We start from the raw sequence: 16,425 nt of genomic DNA, 5'->3' as shown, positions 1-16,425 counted from the left end.
GCCGTGGGGCCTAGGTCCAATGGCGCATGGCGTGGTGGGCGGGCGGTCGGAAGAGTGGCGGCCATGGAACCCCTCGGCACCGCCCGTACCGACGCCTACCTGCGCCGCCTGGGCGCGGCGCGCCCCGCCCGGCCCACGGCCGCCTCGTTGCGCGAGCTGCACCTGTGCCACCTGCGCGCCGTGCCGTTCGAGAACCTGTCGATCCACCTGGGCGAGAACCTCGTGCTCACCCGGGACGCCGTCTTCGACAAGATCGTGACCGCCGGGCGCGGTGGCATCTGCTACGAACTGAACGCCGGGTTCGCCGAGTTGCTGGGCGCTCTCGGCCACCGGGTGGAACTGCTCCAGGCCCGGGTGTACGGCAAGGACGGCGCGCCGGGCGTCCCCTACGACCACCTCGCGCTGCGCGTCGACGGGCGCTGGCTCGCCGACGTGGGCTTCGGCGACCACACCGCACACCCGCTCGACCTGGACGAGCCGGGGGAGCAGAAGGATCCGGCCGGGGTGTTCCTCGTGCGGCCCGCCCGGCGCGACGGGGAGGGCGGCGGCGACCTCGAGGTGCTGCACGACGGGGTGCCCGTGTACCGGCTGGAGACCCGCCCCCGCGGGCTCGCCGACTTCCGGACCGGCGCCTGGTGGCACCGCACCAGTCCGGAGTCCGGCTTCACCAAGGGCCCCGTCTGCTCCCGGCTCACCGGGGACGGCGGCCGGATCACCCTGCGGGACCACACCCTCATCACCACCTCGGCGGACGGCGACCGTACGGAGGAGGAGCTGGCGACCGACGAGGAGGTGCGCGCCGCCTACCGCACCCGGTTCGGCATCGTGCTCGACCGGCTGCCCGTGCCGCTGCACCCCCGGCCCTGAGCCGACCGGCCGCGAGCCCGGGGCGCCCAGGCCGCCGGACGGCGGCGCCCACGGGCCGGACCCGTGCGTGCCGGCTCCGACGGCCTCAGGCGACCTCGGTCCACGGCCCGGCGCTCTCCTCCTTCGGGATCCAGAGCAGGGGCTGGCTCGTGCGGCAGTGCGCGCCGGCCCCCTCTTCCCAGGGGAAGCGGCCGTCCTTGTCCGGCCAGAACAGCTGGGTGATGGGCAGGGGCGGGGTCTGGTAGAAGTCGATGCCCGCGCCGAAGAAGTCGTAGTACCAGCTGGGGTGCACGGGCCGGACGATCACGTCGTAGCCGTCGAGGACGTCGTCCCGGCGCTGGTCAGGCCCGAGCGGGTTGCCGCCCCGGATCGCCGCCCCCGCCGCGTTCGCCACGCGCATCGCGGTGTCGGAGGGCAGGCCGAACACGCTCACCTCGGGGCTGCGCAGGGTGTGCCACAGGCCGATGGAGTAGGCCCAGTCGCCGGGGGAGTCACCGCCTGCCACGCCCATGACGTGCCAGCCGTAGTCCGCGACGTTCTTCGTCGTGCGGGCGTCCCGCTGCTCCGACGGGGGCCCGCCGAACTCGGTCGGGGCGCAGATGAGGCAGAAACAGGGGAAGTCGCTCACCCGAGGAGCGTAGTCGCGGCCCGCGCGCGCCGCCCGGCAGGCGTGCGCTGTCCGGGGCGGGCGCCGCCTCGTGACCGCGGGTCCTGGCCGGCGGGGGAATACCGCCACTTCTCGTCGTCGTCGTTGTCCGGTCGGCAGCTCCACCGGCGGATGCCGCCCCCGTTTTCCGTGGACCGGCCCTCGCCGTCGGCGTGCCCTGCGGACACGTACGAAGCACTACGAAGGGCCCCGGCCGAGAGAACTCGGACGGGGCCCTTCGCGTGCGTCGAGCCGGTGACGGCTGCGGTCAGCCGCCGCACTGGCACGGGGCGCCGGACTGGCAGCCGCAGCCGCAGCCCGAGCCGCAGCCGCACGCTGCGAGCAGCGGGAGGCGCAGCGGCTCCGGCCTCGGCGGCTGCTCCTGCTCCGGGGTGATGGGGACGGGGGAATCGGGCATGGTTCCTCCTCGCAGGCGGTGTACAGGGAGTCGTACTGCCTTCGCCTCATTCATGCCCAGGGCCACCGGCGCGTCAACGGCGCATTGGGGCTCGGCGCGCCCCGGGTGTCAGACGCCGTCGATCTGGGTCGGCTGCTGGAGGTCGTCCGCGTGCTCACCCGTCACCAGGTAGACGACGCGCTTGGCCACCGACACCGCGTGGTCCGCGAAACGCTCGTAGTAGCGGCCCAGCAGCGTCACGTCCACCGCCGTCTCGATGCCGTGCTTCCAGCGGTCGTCCATCAGGTGCTGGAACAGCGTGCGGTGCAGCTGGTCCATCTCGTCGTCGTCCGTCTCCAGCTGGAGGGCGAGGTCGACGTCCTTCGTGATGATCACCTCGGCCGCCTTCGCCATCAGGCGCTGCGCCAGCTGACCCATCTCCAGGATGGTGGCGTGCAGGTCCCGCGGGACCGCCGTGTCCGGGAAGCGCAGCCGGGCGAGCTTCGCCACGTGCTGGGCCAGGTCGCCGCTGCGCTCCAGGTCGGCGCTCATGCGCAGCGAGGTGACGACGATGCGCAGGTCGGTGGCGACCGGCTGCTGGCGGGCCAGCAGGGCGATGGCGCGGGCTTCCAGGTCGTGCTGGAGGTCGTCGACCTTCTGGTCGGCGGCGATGACGCTCTCGGCGAGCTTCAGGTCGGCGTCGAGCATGGACGTCGTGGCCCGCCCGATCGCGGAACCGACGAGCCGGGCCATCTCGACCAGGCTTTCTCCGATCGAGTCCAGTTCCTCGTGGTACGCGTCGCGCATGTCTCGTGTCCCTCTCTCGACCTACTACTGCAGTACTGCCCGGGGCGGGCCGGGGCGGCCTTCGGCCCCACGTTGACACCGTGAGCCGCAAACGCGTCCGACTCCGGCATCACAAGTGAATCAACCCCGTCGCCAGGGTGAACTCTGGGCGACGACTGTTCGAGGTGCCACCCGAACGGCTGTGGAAGTGTTGTCGGGCCTGCTTAACCTGGATCCATGGACGTGAACGCGGCGGTCGCCGCAGCTGCAGCGATCGCCGGTCTTTGCACCGGTGTGATCGCGATGCTGGCGTTCCGCTGGAGCGAGCGCGACCAGGCCCGCCCCACCCGGAGCTCCATGCGCCCCGACATCAATGCGGTGCTCCCGCCCGGCGTGGACACCGTCCTCTCCGTGCTGCGCTCCTCCGCCGTCGTACTGGACGAGGGCGACGCGGTGGTCAAGGCCAGCTCGGCGGCGTACGCCCTCGGCCTGGTCCGCGGCGGCAAGCTCGCCGTCGAGCCCATGCTCCACATGGCCCGTGACACCCGGCGCGACGGGGAGATACGCCAGGTGGAGCTGGACCTGCCCCGGCGCGGCACCGGCCGCGGCGAGGCCCTCGCGGTCTCGGCGCGCGTCGCCCCGCTCGGCTCCCGGCTGGTGCTCCTCCTGGTCGAGGACCTCACGGAGGCCCGCCGCATCGAGGCCGTACGCCGCGACTTCGTGGCCAACGTGTCGCACGAGCTGAAGACCCCGGTCGGGGCGATCTCGCTGCTGTCCGAGGCCGTCATGGACGCCGCGGACGACCCCGAGGCGGTCAGCCGCTTCGCCGGCCGCATGCAGATCGAGGCCACCCGGCTGATCAATCTCGTGCAGGAGCTCATCGACCTCTCCCGGGTGCAGAACGACGACCCGCTGGAGGACGCCGAGCCCGTGCGCGTGGACACGCTCGTCGCCGAGGCCATCGACCGCTGCCGCCACACCGCGTCCTCGAAGCAGATCACCATGGCCGCGGGCGGCACCGCCGACCTGCGCGTCTGGGGCAACCGCGGACAGCTCGCGGCCGCCCTCGGAAACCTGGTCGAGAACGCCGTCAACTACAGCCCCGCCCGCACCCGCGTCGGCATAGCCGGACGCAGGGTGGCGGCACCCGGGGGAGACTTGATCGAGATCGCCGTGACCGACCAGGGCATCGGCATCCCGGAAAAGGACCGCGAGCGCATCTTCGAGCGCTTCTACCGCGTGGACCCGGCCCGCTCCCGTGCCACGGGAGGAACGGGCCTCGGCCTTGCGATCGTGAAGCACGTGGCGGCCTCGCACGGCGGGGAGGTGGCGGTCTGGAGCTCGGAGGGCCAGGGTTCCACCTTCACCCTGCGGCTCCCCGAAGCAGCCGCGCCGGCCCCGGCGGCGGCCCCCCACACCCACCCCACCCCTGCCTGACCCAGAACCGCACCAGCCATTCCTGCCCCGGAGGTCCTTCCGTGACCCGAGTGCTCGTCGTCGAGGATGAGGAATCCTTCAGCGACGCCCTGTCGTACATGCTCCGCAAGGAGGGCTTCGAGGTCGCCATCGCCGCGACCGGGCCCGACGGGCTGGACGAGTTCGAGCGCAACGGCGCCGACCTCGTCCTCCTCGACCTGATGCTTCCCGGCCTGCCCGGCACGGAGGTCTGCCGGCAGCTGCGCGGCCGCTCCAACGTTCCCGTGATCATGGTGACCGCCAAGGACAGCGAGATCGACAAGGTCGTCGGGCTGGAGATAGGAGCAGACGACTACGTCACCAAGCCCTTCTCCTCGCGGGAGCTGGTCGCCCGCATCCGCGCGGTCCTGCGCCGGCGCGGCGAGCCGGAGGAGGTCACCCCGGCGGCGCTGGAGGCGGGTCCCGTACGGATGGACGTCGACCGCCACGTGGTCACCGTCGCCGGCGGCAAGGTGGACCTCCCGCTGAAGGAGTTCGACCTGCTGGAGATGCTGCTGCGCAACGCGGGCCGCGTACTGACCCGCATGCAGCTGATCGACCGGGTCTGGGGCGCCGACTACGTCGGTGACACCAAGACCCTCGACGTCCACGTCAAGCGCCTCCGAGCCAAGATCGAGCCCGACCCGGGCGCGCCGCGCTACCTGGTGACGGTGCGCGGCCTCGGCTACAAGTTCGAGCCGTAAGCCGAGGGCGGTCCTGCAGTACGGAGGCCGGTCGGAGGCCGGCACAGCGTCCCGAAGCCGGTGAGTCCCCCTTGGGCCTCGCCGTGTGAGGGGCGCACGCGGGAGGGGCTCGAGCCCGACCCGGGCGCGCCGCGCTACCTGGTGACGGTGCGCGGCCTCGGCTACACGTTCGAGCCGTGAACCGAAGGCCTCCCGGCAGTACGGGAAGGGCCCCCAGCCGCTGGTGCGGATGGGGGCCCTTCCCGTATGCGTACGTGTACGGCGCTACGCCGACCTCGGGCTCAGTGGCCCGCGCCGTGCGAGGCAGAACCCGACGGCGCGCCGGCGGCGCTGCCCGAGGGGGACCCGGACGGGCTGCCCGAGGCCGCACCGGTGGCCGCGCCCGACGGGGAGCCCGACGGCGAGCCGGAGGGGGCGCCGGAGGGGGTGGAGCCGGCGGCCGGGCTGGCGGCCGGGGCCGCGGTCGGGCCGAAGCCCGCGTACATGCCGGTGTTGGGGACCACGAAGGCCTCCAGCTCGACACCGCCCGTGCTGCTCAGCTGGAAGACGACCTTCTGCACTTCGCCGTCCCGGACGGCCGCCGAACCGTTCTCGATCACGGCGGAGGCGTTGCCCTTGCCGCCGATCACCACGGAGCCGAGGGCCGGCACGGTGACCTTGCCGGAGCCTTCGGCCGGCTTCAGCGCGACCTTGCCCTTGCCACCCGGGAGGGTGATGCTGTCAAGGGTCTCCGCCTTGGTGCCGTTGTTGAAGAGCGTCGCCGAAACGACCGCGGGGCCCTTCTCGCCCTTCTGGCCCTGGGTGATCACGAGGGCGTTCTGGACCTCGATCTGGCCCTTGGTGGCGGCGGCGTTGTCCGGCTTGATCTGGAGGGTCTGCGCGTCGTTGCCCGCACCGCATGCGGCCAGCGAGGCGATCGAGAACACGACGGCAGTGGCGGCGAGGGCGCCGCGTCGAAGGCTGCGGCTCACGGCGGCGGCAACTCCTTGGACGAACGGAAGGGGCGGGTGGACGCTCGGAACGGCCGAGGTGAAGCCGCTCTAAGGGTGTGTCAGCGCGCTTAGGTTACCGAGCCGCCGCCCCGCCCCCGCACCCGACCCTCCGCAGCGGGGCCGCCACCCTGGGAGGCCCCCCGCGATCTTGCATTCCGGTGGCGTTCGCCTTCGCGTTCACCTCGCCGATCATGTGCGGCTCGCATATCGTGCTCCGGCCCCCGTTGATCAATTTCCGGATTCTGCCGAACGCCCTTCGTGATCAATTCGGGATTGGGCCGGAACCCGCTCCGTACGGAGGGCCGCCAGTCGAACGGAGTAGTTCGGTTTCCCGACTCCGAAACCGGCAAAACGGGACGTACGTCACACTGATGGGGGTGCCGGGCAGGTGTAGCGTGGCCCTTTCGCCCGGTCCGCGCAGCACCCCCGACCTGCGAATACCCCCTTCCGCAAGCCTTCCGCAGCACGTTCCTGTTGCTGTTGTCAAGCCCCGAGATGTGCCCTGACCTGCGAAAACGCCATTCATAACAGTCAGTTCTCGTGTTACCCTGGATAGCCACGGAAGGGGTACCTGTCACATGACGTTCAAGGTTGGCGACACCGTGGTCTATCCCCATCACGGGGCCGCGCTGATCGAGGCCATTGAGACTCGTCAGATCAAAGGCGTGGACAAGACCTACTTGGTGCTCAAGGTCGCCCAGGGCGACCTGACGGTTCGTGTGCCTGCGGACAATGCAGAGTTCGTCGGCGTTCGCGACGTAGTCGGCCAGGACGGGCTGGACCGGGTCTTCGAGGTGCTCCGCGCACCGTATGCAGAAGAGCCGACGAACTGGTCCCGGCGCTACAAGGCAAATCTGGAGAAGCTCGCTTCTGGCGATGTCATCAAGGTCGCCGAAGTGGTGCGTGACCTGTGGCGTCGTGAGCGCGAGCGCGGACTCTCCGCGGGTGAGAAGCGCATGCTCGCGAAGGCACGCCAGATCCTGGTGAGCGAGCTCGCGCTCGCTGAGAACACGAACGAGGACAAGGCCGAGGCCCTCCTCGACGAGGTGCTCGCGTCCTGACGCGAGGCATCCCGTGCACAGACTCTGTGCACAGTCTGCCGCGGTGCCCGATGACAACGTCTCTCCTCCACGAGAGACCTGTTGCCGGGCGCTGCGGCATGTCTGTATCCGCACGTATCCGTACTCTTCTGCACTACCACACTGCCACCGTCTCGATGGCGTGCCGGGCCCGGGCAGCCTGCTCGACCGGTCGTCACGGAAGGGGCGAGGGCGTCGCACCCGGCACCCTTCAGGCCATACCCATGTCGGCCGAAGTCACAAACCTGGCTCGGAGCTACTGATGTCTGACGTAACGCGCCCCCACCGCACCGCCGCGGTGATCCCGGCCGCAGGCCGCGGGGTACGCCTCGGCCCCGGTGCCCCCAAGGCCCTGCGGGCCCTCGGCGGCACCCCGATGCTCGTCCACGCCGTACGCGCGATGGCCCGCTCCCGCGCGGTCTCCCTCGTCGTGGTGGTCGCCCCGCCCGCCGAGACCGCCGAGGTGCGCCTCCTCCTGGGCGAGCACGCGCTGCCCGAGCGGACCGAGCTCCTCGTCGTCCCCGGCGGCGACACCCGCCAGGAGTCCGTTCGCGCCGGCCTGGACGCCCTGCCGCAGGACGTCACCTCCGTACTCATCCACGACGCGGCCCGCCCGCTCGTCCCCGTGGACACCGTGGACGCCGTCGTCGAGGCCGTACGGGACGGAGCCCCGGCCGTGGTGCCCGCGCTGCCGCTGGCCGACACCGTCAAGGAGGTCGAGCCCGGCAAGCCCGGCGAGGCCGAGCCGGTCCTCGCCACGCCCGAGAGGGCCCGGCTGCGCGCCGTGCAGACCCCGCAGGGCTTCGACCTCGCCACCCTCCTGCGGGCGCACGCCGCGATCGCCGTCGACGGCGAGGGCGCCACCGACGACGCCGGCATGGTGGAACGGCTCGGCGTCACCGTCGTGGTCATCCCCGGCCACGAGGAGGCCTTCAAGGTCACCCGCCCGCTCGACCTGGTCCTCGCAGAGGCCGTACTCGCCCGCAGGAGGGCCACCGATGCCTACTGAGCCGACCGCTCCGCTGATCCCGCTCGTCGGCATCGGCACCGACGTGCACGCCTTCGAGGCCGGCCGCGAGCTGTGGTGCGCCGGCCTGCTGTGGGAGGGCGAGGACGGCCTCGCCGGCCACTCCGACGGCGACGTCGCCGCGCACGCCGCCTGCGACGCCCTCTTCTCCGCCGCCGGCGTCGGCGACCTCGGCGCACACTTCGGCACCTCCCGCCCTGAGTGGTCCGGCGCCGCCGGTGTCACCCTCCTGGCGGAGGCCGCCCGGATCGTCCGCGCCGAGGGCTTCGAGATCGGCAACATCGCCATCCAGGTGATCGGCGTACGCCCGAAGATCGGCAAACGGCGCGAAGAGGCGCAGAAGGCGCTCGCCGCCGCGGCCGGCGCCCCCGTCTCCGTATCCGGCACCACCACCGACGGCCTGGGCCTCACCGGCCGGGCCGAAGGGCTCGCCGCGATCGCCACGGCCCTCGTGTACCGGACGAACCGGGCCTGAACACCCGTAGCGACGGCACATCTTCCGCAACAAAGGTGCCCCGGGTCCCCAAAGGGCGCGGGGCACTGCTACAGGCGCACTACCCTGGATGCCGTGACTATTCGCCTGTACGACACCAGCGCCCGGCAGATCCGCGACTTCACCCCGCTCACCGCGGGCTGTGTCTCGATCTACCTCTGTGGCGCCACGGTGCAGGCCGCCCCGCACATCGGGCACATCCGGTCGGGCCTCAACTTCGACATGATGCGCCGCTGGTTCGAGTACCGGGGCTACGAGGTCACCTTCATCCGCAACGTCACGGACATCGACGACAAGATCATCGCGAAGTCCGCCGAGCAGCGCCGCCCGTGGTGGTCCATCGGCTACGAGAACGAGCGCGCCTTCAACGACGGCTACGGCGCCCTCGGCTGCCTCCCGCCGACCTACGAGCCGCGCGCCACCGGCCACGTCACCGAGATGGTCGAGATGATGCGCGGCCTCATCGAGCGCGGCCACGCCTACGAGTCCGAGGGCAACGTCTACTTCGACGTGAAGTCGTACCCCGACTACCTCGCGCTCTCCCGCCAGGAGCTGGACAACATCCGCCAGCCGGAGAGCACCGGCGAGACCGGCAAGCGCGACGCCCGCGACTTCGCCATGTGGAAGTCCGTCAAGCCCGGCGAGCCCTCCTGGGAGACCCCGTGGGGCCGCGGCCGCCCGGGCTGGCACCTGGAGTGCTCCGCCATGGCGCACAAGTACCTCGGCGAGGCCTTCGACATCCACGGCGGCGGGCTGGACCTGATCTTCCCGCACCACGAGAACGAGATCGCGCAGGCCAAGGCCTTCGGCGACGAGTTCGCGAACTACTGGGTCCACAACGCCTGGGTCACCATGTCCGGCGAGAAGATGTCCAAGTCCCTCGGGAACTCGGTCCTCGTCTCCGAGATGGTCAAGCAGTGGCGCCCGATCGTCCTGCGCTACTACCTCGGCACCCCGCACTACCGGTCGATGATCGAGTACAGCGAGGAGGCACTGCGCGAGGCCGAGTCGGCCTTCGCCCGGATCGAGGGCTTCTACCAGCGGGTCATCGAGAAGGCCGGCGGCCCCGTCGAGCCCGCGGGCGAGGTCCCGCCCGCCTTCGCCGAGGCCATGGACGACGACCTGGGCGTCCCGCAGGCGCTCGCCATCGTCCACACGACCGTCCGCCAGGGCAACAGCGCGCTCGCCGCCGACGACAAGGACGCGGCCATCGCGCGCCTGTCCGAGGTGCGGGCCATGCTGGCCGTCCTCGGTCTGGACCCGCTCGACCCGCACTGGGCCGGCGAGGCCGACCGCGGAGAGGACCTCCACGGCGCCGTCGACACCCTCGTGCGCCTCGTCCTCGACCAGCGCGAGTCCGCCCGGGCCCGCAAGGACTGGGCGACCGCCGACGCCATCCGCGACCAGCTCCAGCAGTCCGGCCTGGTGATCGAGGACAGCCCGACGGGCCCGCGCTGGACGCTCGGCCCCCGCTGAGCCCGGGCAGCTGAGCTTGGTGTGCTGCCCGGCGCTCCGGGCGGCACACTCTTCATACGTACATATCGCAGTACCAACGAAAACAGGTAGAGGTCATGGCCGGGAACAGCCAGCGCAGGAACCGCCGCACGTCCAACAAGAAGGGCGCCACGGTCGGCAGCGGTGGCCAGCGGCGCAAGGGCCTGGAGGGCAAGGGCCCCACGCCCAAGGCCGAGGACCGCAAGAAGCACAAGGCGAACCGCATCAGCAACGCCATGGCCCGCCAGGCCGCCAAGCGCCGCCCCGCCCCCCGCCGCGGCGGCCCCAAGGGCACCAGCGAGATGGTCGTCGGCCGCAACCCGGTCTTCGAGGCGCTGCGCGACGGCGTCCCCGCCACCACCCTCTACGTCCAGCAGTTCATCGACAACGACGAGCGCGTCCGCGAGGCCCTCCAGCTCGCCGCCGAGCGCGGCAACATCAACCTGATGGAAGCCCCGCGCCCCGAGCTCGACCGCATGACCAACGGGCTCAACCACCAGGGCATGGTGCTCCAGGTCCCGCCGTACGAGTACGCGCACCCGGAGGACCTCACCGCCGCCGCCTTCGACGACGGCGACGACCCGCTGATCGTCGCCCTCGACGGCGTCACCGACCCGCGCAACCTCGGTGCGATCGTCCGCTCCGTCTCCGCCTTCGGCGGCCACGGCGTGGTCATCCCCGAGCGCCGCGCCGCCGGCATGACCGCCGGTGCCTGGAAGACCTCCGCGGGCACCGCCGCCCGCACCCCGGTCTCCCGCGTCACGAACCTGACCCGCGCCCTCCAGGACTACAAGAAGGCCGGCCTCACCATCGTCGGCCTCGCGGCCGAGGGCGAGCACACGGTCAACGACCTCGACGCGCTCGCCGGCCCGGTCGTCATCGTCGTCGGTTCCGAGGGCAAGGGCCTCGGCCGCCTCGTCGGCGAGAACTGCGACTACCTCGTGCGCATCCCGATGCCGGGCGGCGCCGAGTCCCTCAACGCCGGTGTCGCCGCGGGCGTCGTGCTCTACGAGGCGGCCCGCCGCCGCGCGGACCGCGGCCGCGTCTGATCACCCGGAGCCCCGCTCCCTTGATCCACTTGGCTCACGGAAAGTGACCCGTGAGCGTGTCACCCCGCCCGTTTCGGGCGGGGTGGCTTGATCTTGACGGGTCTCGGACACATCCCTGTCGTCAAGGCAGTGTCCTAAACACTGATCACTCGGTTAGATGAGTGTGGACACCAGAACGTCAGGGTTCGACGACCAGCCCGCGCTGAGCATGGTCAAGGTGCCGTGCGATCCCGCACAGGTCATCGTCAACCACGCCAGCTTCCGCGTGCGGCTCGCACCGAGCCCGAGCGCGCGTTCCAAGCCCGCCAAGGCCCCCGGCCGTGCACCCGTCCTGGGCGGTGCCGTCGTGGCGGCCGCCGGGGCCACCCGGCGCCGCGCCCCCGTGGTCTGGAGCGGCAAGTCCGACGCCGGCGACGCCGCGGCCATGGGCGGACTGCTCCAGGCCGTACGCGAGGCCGGGCGCGGCCGCGACGCCTACGACGGAGGCGAGTACGACGGCGGAGCCACCCAGGTCATCCCGCGCATCGACCTCGCCCACGACCTCGCCGAGGGCACCCGCGCCACGCCGACCGTCATCGGCCAGCGCAGCTACGGGGACCCCGCCGAGACGCGCCCGCTGGCCGCCGTACGGGACCTGCCCCGCCAGGAGCCGCCCGGCTCCGGACCCGGGCCGGACTCCCGGCGCGCCGCCCCCGATTCCCGCGGACAGGCGTCGTACTACCCCGGCCGCCGCATGAACCTCGGGGTCGTCCTCCTCCCGCTGCGTGTCTTCCTCGGCTTCATCTCCATCTACGCCGGCATGGGCAAGCTGTGCGACCCCGTCTACTTCGACGGCGGCGAACGCGGCTCCATGGTCACCTGGCTGCACACCCTCAACCCGTGGGCGCTCGCCGAGCCGCTGCGCGACTTCGCCCTCGCGCACCCGGTGGGCGCGGGCCTGAGCGTGGCCTTCCTCCAGGTCATCGTGGGCGTGCTGACGGTGTTCGGCCTGTGGCAGCGGTTCGCCGCCTGCTTCGGGGCGCTCCTGTCCGCCGCGCTGCTGATGACGGTGAGCTGGAAGACCGTCCCCGCCTACGACGCGCCCGACATCATCTACCTCGCCGCCTGGAGCCCGCTGATCATCGCGGGCGCTCCGGTCTACTCCCTCGACGGACGCCTCGCCGGCGAGGCGTGGCGCACCCTGGGGCCGCGTTCCGAGATCTGGCGGCTGCGGCGGCGCGTGCTGCGCCGCGGGGCCGTCATGGCCACCGTGGTGTGCGGGCTCACCCTGCTCGTCGGTTCGCTCCTCGGCGGCGCCGTCCGCTCCACCACGGTCGTCACCGTCCCCGGGCCCGGGCAGGCCCCGAGCAACTACCTGCCGGGCCGGCCGCTGCCGCAGGCCCCGGCCAGGCAGCAGCCCTCCGCGCAGCCGACGGCCAAGGCGGGGACCCCCTCGGCCTCCGCCACTCCCACCGAGCCCGCCGCGAAGTCCGGCAAGGGCGCCTCGGGCTCACCCGCCCGGGAGACCGCCGGGACGGGCTCCCAGTCGCCCACCGCGACGCGGGGCACCACCGGCAGGCAGCAGACCCCGCGCAGCACTCCCCGCCAGTCGACGTCGCCCCGGCAGCCGTCCTCCTCGGGCAGCTCGACCGGCGGGGGCGGGACTCCGACGAAGCAGCCCGGCCTCATCGGCGGTCTCATCGGCTGAGCCCCGCCGACGGGGATCGGTACGACGACCGGGGCCCGGCGCGCGCGAGCGTGCCGGGCCCTTCCGCGTGCGCCGAGCGCGCGAAGCACCGTAGGCGGGTGTGCGCGGCGACTCGTGAGCGGCCTCAGGAGCCCGTCTGCGCCGCCAACTCCCGTGCCGCCTCGGTCAGGTCCTTCACGGTGTCGATGGCCCGCCAGTAGGCCCCCTGGGGCAGCGGGAAGCCCGCCAGCCGCCGCTCGCGCGCCAGCCGCGGGAAGGTGGTCCGCTCGTGGTCCCCGAAGTCCGGGAGCAGGGAGGCGAATTCGGGCCCGAAGACGTACACGCCGGCATTGACCGGGTACGGCGACGGCGGAGCCTCGATGAAGTCCAGTACGTGTCCGAACTCGTTGGTCTCCACCACCCCCCACGGGATCCGCGGCCGGGCCAGCGCCAGCGTCGCCACCGCACCGCGTTCGGCGTGGAAGGCCGCCATCTCGCGCAGCGAGAACCGGGTCCAGATGTCGCCGTTGGTCGCGTACCAGGCCCGGTCCGGGTGCGGGAGGTGCCGTGCGGCGTACTTGAGGCCGCCGCCGCGCCCCAGCGGCTCCTCCTCGACCACCGTGGTCACGCGGAGCGGCAACCGGGCCTCGGCCAGCCACTCCTGGAGCACCCCGGCGAGGTGCCCGCAGGAGACCACCGCGTCCGTGACCCCCTCCGCCGCCAGCCAGGCCAGCTGGTGCCCGATGATCGGCACCCCCGTCCCAGGGATCTCGACCATCGGCTTGGGGCGGTCGTCCGTGTACGGACGCAGCCGCGAACCCTGGCCGCCCGCCAGGACGACTGCCTGGGTGGGAGCGGCGGGGAACGCGGCTGCGGAGGGGGCGGATCGGGGGTCGTCGGTCATGGCCGCCAGCGTAGGGACGCGCGGTGCGTCAGCCCATGGAGGCGACGCCGGAGGCGTACGAGGTGTCGCAGACGGGACGGGCGAAGGACTGGGCCTTCGTCGGGCCGTACGCGTCGACGGCGGCCCGCCCCAGCGCCCGGGCGATCCCCACGCAGTGCTCGGCGAGCGACGGCCGCCGGTTCACCTCCTGCTGGAGGTGCGTGAGGACGTCGTCCGGCGCCTGGCCCTGCTGCAGATCACCGACGAGCTGTTCGCGCAGCACCTCGTGCGCGGCGCGCGGCTTCGCCGGGGCGGAGACGCCCTCGGCGGAGGCGGTCAGGATCTGGGAGGAGGACGTGTCCGCCCAGGGGACCATGGTGACCGCGAGGGTCCCGGACAGGACGAGGACGACGGGCAGGACCAGGGCGAGGGAACGGCCGATACGGCGGGCAGTGTGGGTCACGAGGGCGAGAGTAGCGCTCGGTGAAGATTTGGCGACATTCAGTCACCCTGTCGAGGGATGGTTCGACGTGGCTTTTCGAATTACGGGTTGACGGAGAGGGTCGAATGGCCCGGTCTGCCGGAGTTGGGCAACACGCGGAGGAGGGGCGCCCCTTGACGGAACGCCCCTCCGGTCGTGCGCTGTTGCCGGGTGCGGGGTCAGCCCGAGAGCCGCTCACCGGAGGAGGTCGAGAACACGTGGATCTCGTCGGCCCGCGGCACCACGTGCAGGCTGGAGCCCTTCTCGGGCACCTGGCGGCCGTTGACGCGGACCACGAGGTCCTGCGAACCCTTCTCGCCCGGGGTGGAGCCGTAGACGTAGCCGTCGGCGCCGAGTTCCTCGACGACGTTCACGTCGATGGTCAGGCCGCCGGTCTCGGCGAGGTCGAAGTGCTCGGGGCGCACGCCGACCGTGACGGTGCGGTCGCCGGCGTCGGCCGCGGCGGACAGCGCCTCGCGCGACACCGGGACGACGCTGTCGCCGAACTTCACGCCGCCGTCGGTGATCGGGACCTCGACCAGGTTCATGGCCGGGGAACCGATGAAGCCGGCCACGAAGAGGTTCGCGGGACGGTCGTACATGTTGCGCGGGGTGTCGACCTGCTGCAGCAGGCCGTCCTTCAGCACGGCCACGCGGTCGCCCATCGTCATCGCCTCGACCTGGTCGTGGGTGACGTAGACGGTGGTGATGCCGAGGCGGCGCTGCAGGCCCGCGATCTGCGTACGGGTCGACACGCGGAGCTTGGCGTCCAGGTTCGACAGCGGCTCGTCCATCAGGAACACCTGCGGCTGGCGCACGATCGCGCGGCCCATCGCGACGCGCTGGCGCTGACCGCCGGAGAGCGCCTTGGGCTTGCGGTCGAGGTAGGGACGCAGGTCGAGGATGTCGGCCGCCTCCTCCACCTTCTTGCGGATGGTGGCCTTGTCCACGCCGGCGATCTTGAGCGCGAAGCCCATGTTGTCGGCGACGGACATGTGCGGGTAGAGCGCGTAGTTCTGGAACACCATCGCGATGTCCCGGTCCTTGGGCGGCAGGTGCGTGACGTCACGGTCACCGATGCGGATGGAACCGCCGTTGACGTCCTCCAGGCCGGCGAGCATGCGCAGCGAGGTGGACTTGCCGCAGCCGGAAGGACCGACGAGGACGAGGAACTCGCCGTCCTCGATCTTCAGCTCCAGCTGGTCGACGGCGGGCTTGTCGCCGCCGGGGTACAGCCGGGTCGCCTTGTCGAAAGTGACAGAAGCCATGGTGATGAATCCCTTCTACCGGCAGGAACGTGCCGGACGATCCGAGTGGAAGGAAGAATGGGTCTAGTCCAGTAGCACCGGACTCCGCCCGACGCTACCTGCCCGAACGCCGTCTGTCAGCACCCGGGGGCGGACGTGGTCAGCGGGTGGCTGTCCGTGTTGGTTCGGGGGGCGTTCGGGGTGGCTCAGGTGGGGTCGCCCGGGGTGGGTTCCGGTTTCGTGTGGAGGATTTCGCGGGCCTGGTCCGCGGCGCGGGCGATGCTCTCGGAGACGAAGTCGACGAAGCGGGCGATGTTCTCCAGGCGGGCGGCGGCCGGGGTGCCGTGGCCGAGGATGGCGACGCCCTGGCGTGCGGTCTCGGCGAGCAGGGCGTTGGCCCGGGCGCCGGCGATCGTCGACTGGTACATGACGTCGTCGTCGACGACGTAGCGCTCGCGGCGGCGTTCGTCGCGCTCCCGGCGGATGAGGCCCTGGCTTTCGAGGAACGCGACCGCCTTGGAGATGGACGCCGGGCTGACCTGGAGGCGCTGGACGAGTTCGGACGCGGTGAGGCTGCCCGCGTCGGTCGTGTAGAGGGACGCCAGCACCCGGGCCGTCATCGTGGGCAGGCCCTGCTGCGTGAAGAGGGTCGTGAACGTCTCCTCGTACTCGCGCACGGCCTCGGCGTCGCGTCCGTGGGCCTGCTCGGGGGCCTGCGTCCCCCGGGGCGCGGGCTGCCGGCGGCGGTGGGCGCGGCGTTCGGTGGCGCGGTGGGCCAGTTCGGCGCGGTAGGCGGCGGGGCCGCCGTTGCGCATGACCTCGCGCGTGATCGTCGAGGTCGGCCGGTCGAGGCGTCTGGCGATCTCCGCGTAGGCGAGGTCGTCGGCCAGCCCCACCGCGATCTGCTGGCGTTCCTGCTGGGTGAGTCTGCCTCCCGGCATGGCGGCCTCCTTCGTGGTTCGTGGCGGGTCGAGCATAGCGTTCACTCTTCATTCATTGCAACGTGATGGGTGTGGATTGTTGCGTTGAAATCAGATCCATTGCAATGAATTACCGGGTTTGAACTGCAGTGATGTCTTTGATGCGCAACGGAGTCGTTGCTGGATCTGTGAATGCAACGTAGCTTTTCGTTCATCAGAAACGGCGGGCCGAGAGAGTG

Annotated in this window: 17 protein-coding genes; 9 read left to right on the top strand and 8 right to left on the bottom strand. The window is 71.7% G+C overall.

Annotated elements, in window-relative coordinates; all coding sequences use genetic code 11:
• Positions 1 to 63 precede the first annotated feature (63 nt).
• Positions 64 to 867, top strand: a complete 804-nt coding sequence (locus PV721_RS31620) for an arylamine N-acetyltransferase family protein (protein WP_319730359.1) — start codon at positions 64 to 66, stop codon at positions 865 to 867.
• An 85-nt stretch (positions 868 to 952) separates the two neighbouring features.
• Here the strand turns inward: PV721_RS31620 and PV721_RS31615 are convergent, their stop codons facing one another.
• From PV721_RS31615 to phoU, 3 genes are all read right to left on the bottom strand, one after another.
• Positions 953 to 1,495 (bottom strand): DUF4262 domain-containing protein, encoded by a 543-nt coding sequence (locus PV721_RS31615; protein WP_319730357.1) that lies wholly within the window; start codon positions 1,493 to 1,495, stop codon positions 953 to 955.
• Between the two features lie 286 nt (positions 1,496 to 1,781).
• A complete protein-coding gene (locus tag PV721_RS31610) occupies positions 1,782 to 1,931 on the bottom strand; it encodes a hypothetical protein (protein WP_167344738.1) in 150 nt (49 codons plus the stop codon).
• A gap of 108 nt (positions 1,932 to 2,039) precedes the next feature.
• Entirely contained in the window at positions 2,040 to 2,717 is a 678-nt protein-coding gene (gene phoU / locus PV721_RS31605) for a phosphate signaling complex protein PhoU (protein ID WP_319730351.1), read from the bottom strand.
• 216 nt (positions 2,718 to 2,933) lie between these two features.
• Here phoU and PV721_RS31600 point away from each other — a divergent pair, with 216 nt between their 5' ends.
• Positions 2,934 to 4,133, top strand: a complete 1,200-nt coding sequence (locus PV721_RS31600) for a sensor histidine kinase (protein ID WP_319730349.1) — start codon at positions 2,934 to 2,936, stop codon at positions 4,131 to 4,133.
• A 41-nt stretch (positions 4,134 to 4,174) separates the two neighbouring features.
• A complete protein-coding gene (locus PV721_RS31595; RefSeq protein WP_030387286.1) occupies positions 4,175 to 4,855 on the top strand; it encodes a response regulator transcription factor in 681 nt (226 codons plus the stop codon).
• Positions 4,856 to 5,136: 281 nt separating this feature from the next.
• Here PV721_RS31595 and PV721_RS31585 read toward each other — a convergent pair whose 3' ends face one another.
• Positions 5,137 to 5,826: a DUF461 domain-containing protein gene (locus PV721_RS31585; RefSeq protein ID WP_319730345.1), complete on the bottom strand. Its 690-nt coding sequence runs from the start codon at positions 5,824 to 5,826 to the stop codon at positions 5,137 to 5,139.
• A 599-nt stretch (positions 5,827 to 6,425) separates the two neighbouring features.
• Between PV721_RS31585 and PV721_RS31580 the strand changes: the two genes are divergently transcribed.
• The 6 genes from PV721_RS31580 to PV721_RS31555 all read left to right on the top strand — a co-directional run bounded on the left by PV721_RS31580 (position 6,426) and on the right by PV721_RS31555 (position 12,676).
• Positions 6,426 to 6,908 (top strand): CarD family transcriptional regulator, encoded by a 483-nt coding sequence (locus tag PV721_RS31580; protein ID WP_003953493.1) that lies wholly within the window; start codon positions 6,426 to 6,428, stop codon positions 6,906 to 6,908.
• 280 nt (positions 6,909 to 7,188) lie between these two features.
• A complete protein-coding gene (gene ispD / locus PV721_RS31575; protein WP_319730343.1) occupies positions 7,189 to 7,935 on the top strand; it encodes a 2-C-methyl-D-erythritol 4-phosphate cytidylyltransferase in 747 nt (248 codons plus the stop codon).
• The gene (gene ispF / locus PV721_RS31570; protein WP_319730340.1) at positions 7,925 to 8,428 is read left to right on the top strand and encodes a 2-C-methyl-D-erythritol 2,4-cyclodiphosphate synthase; all 504 of its coding nucleotides are present in this window, start codon (positions 7,925 to 7,927) and stop codon (positions 8,426 to 8,428) included. Before ispD ends, ispF begins: the two co-directional genes overlap by 11 nt.
• A gap of 93 nt (positions 8,429 to 8,521) precedes the next feature.
• Entirely contained in the window at positions 8,522 to 9,922 is a 1,401-nt protein-coding gene (gene cysS / locus PV721_RS31565) for a cysteine--tRNA ligase (protein ID WP_319730338.1), read from the top strand.
• A gap of 95 nt (positions 9,923 to 10,017) precedes the next feature.
• Positions 10,018 to 10,989 carry a 23S rRNA (guanosine(2251)-2'-O)-methyltransferase RlmB gene (rlmB, locus tag PV721_RS31560; protein WP_319730337.1) on the top strand — a complete coding sequence of 324 codons (972 nt, stop codon included), beginning with the start codon at positions 10,018 to 10,020 and terminating at the stop codon, positions 10,987 to 10,989.
• 157 nt (positions 10,990 to 11,146) lie between these two features.
• Entirely contained in the window at positions 11,147 to 12,676 is a 1,530-nt protein-coding gene (locus tag PV721_RS31555) for a DoxX family membrane protein (protein WP_319730336.1), read from the top strand.
• 124 nt (positions 12,677 to 12,800) lie between these two features.
• Here PV721_RS31555 and PV721_RS31550 read toward each other — a convergent pair whose 3' ends face one another.
• The 4 genes from PV721_RS31550 to PV721_RS31535 form a co-directional block, all read right to left on the bottom strand.
• Positions 12,801 to 13,559 carry a nucleotidyltransferase family protein gene (locus tag PV721_RS31550; protein ID WP_319730332.1) on the bottom strand — a complete coding sequence of 253 codons (759 nt, stop codon included), beginning with the start codon at positions 13,557 to 13,559 and terminating at the stop codon, positions 12,801 to 12,803.
• A gap of 28 nt (positions 13,560 to 13,587) precedes the next feature.
• Complete coding sequence (locus tag PV721_RS31545) at positions 13,588 to 14,001, bottom strand: hypothetical protein (protein WP_319730330.1); 414 nt, start codon at positions 13,999 to 14,001, stop codon at positions 13,588 to 13,590.
• Between the two features lie 197 nt (positions 14,002 to 14,198).
• Complete coding sequence (locus PV721_RS31540) at positions 14,199 to 15,287, bottom strand: sn-glycerol-3-phosphate ABC transporter ATP-binding protein UgpC (RefSeq protein ID WP_319730329.1); 1,089 nt, start codon at positions 15,285 to 15,287, stop codon at positions 14,199 to 14,201.
• A 185-nt stretch (positions 15,288 to 15,472) separates the two neighbouring features.
• Positions 15,473 to 16,207 (bottom strand): GbsR/MarR family transcriptional regulator, encoded by a 735-nt coding sequence (locus PV721_RS31535; protein WP_319730327.1) that lies wholly within the window; start codon positions 16,205 to 16,207, stop codon positions 15,473 to 15,475.
• Between the last annotated feature and the right edge of the window lie 218 nt (positions 16,208 to 16,425).

It is taken from the genome of Streptomyces sp. MB09-01 (genome assembly GCF_033794505.1).
Taxonomy (GTDB): Bacteria; Actinomycetota; Actinomycetes; order Streptomycetales; family Streptomycetaceae; genus Streptomyces.
The sequence above is the reverse complement of the archived record's forward strand: the minus strand, read 5'-3'. Positions and strand labels throughout refer to the sequence as shown.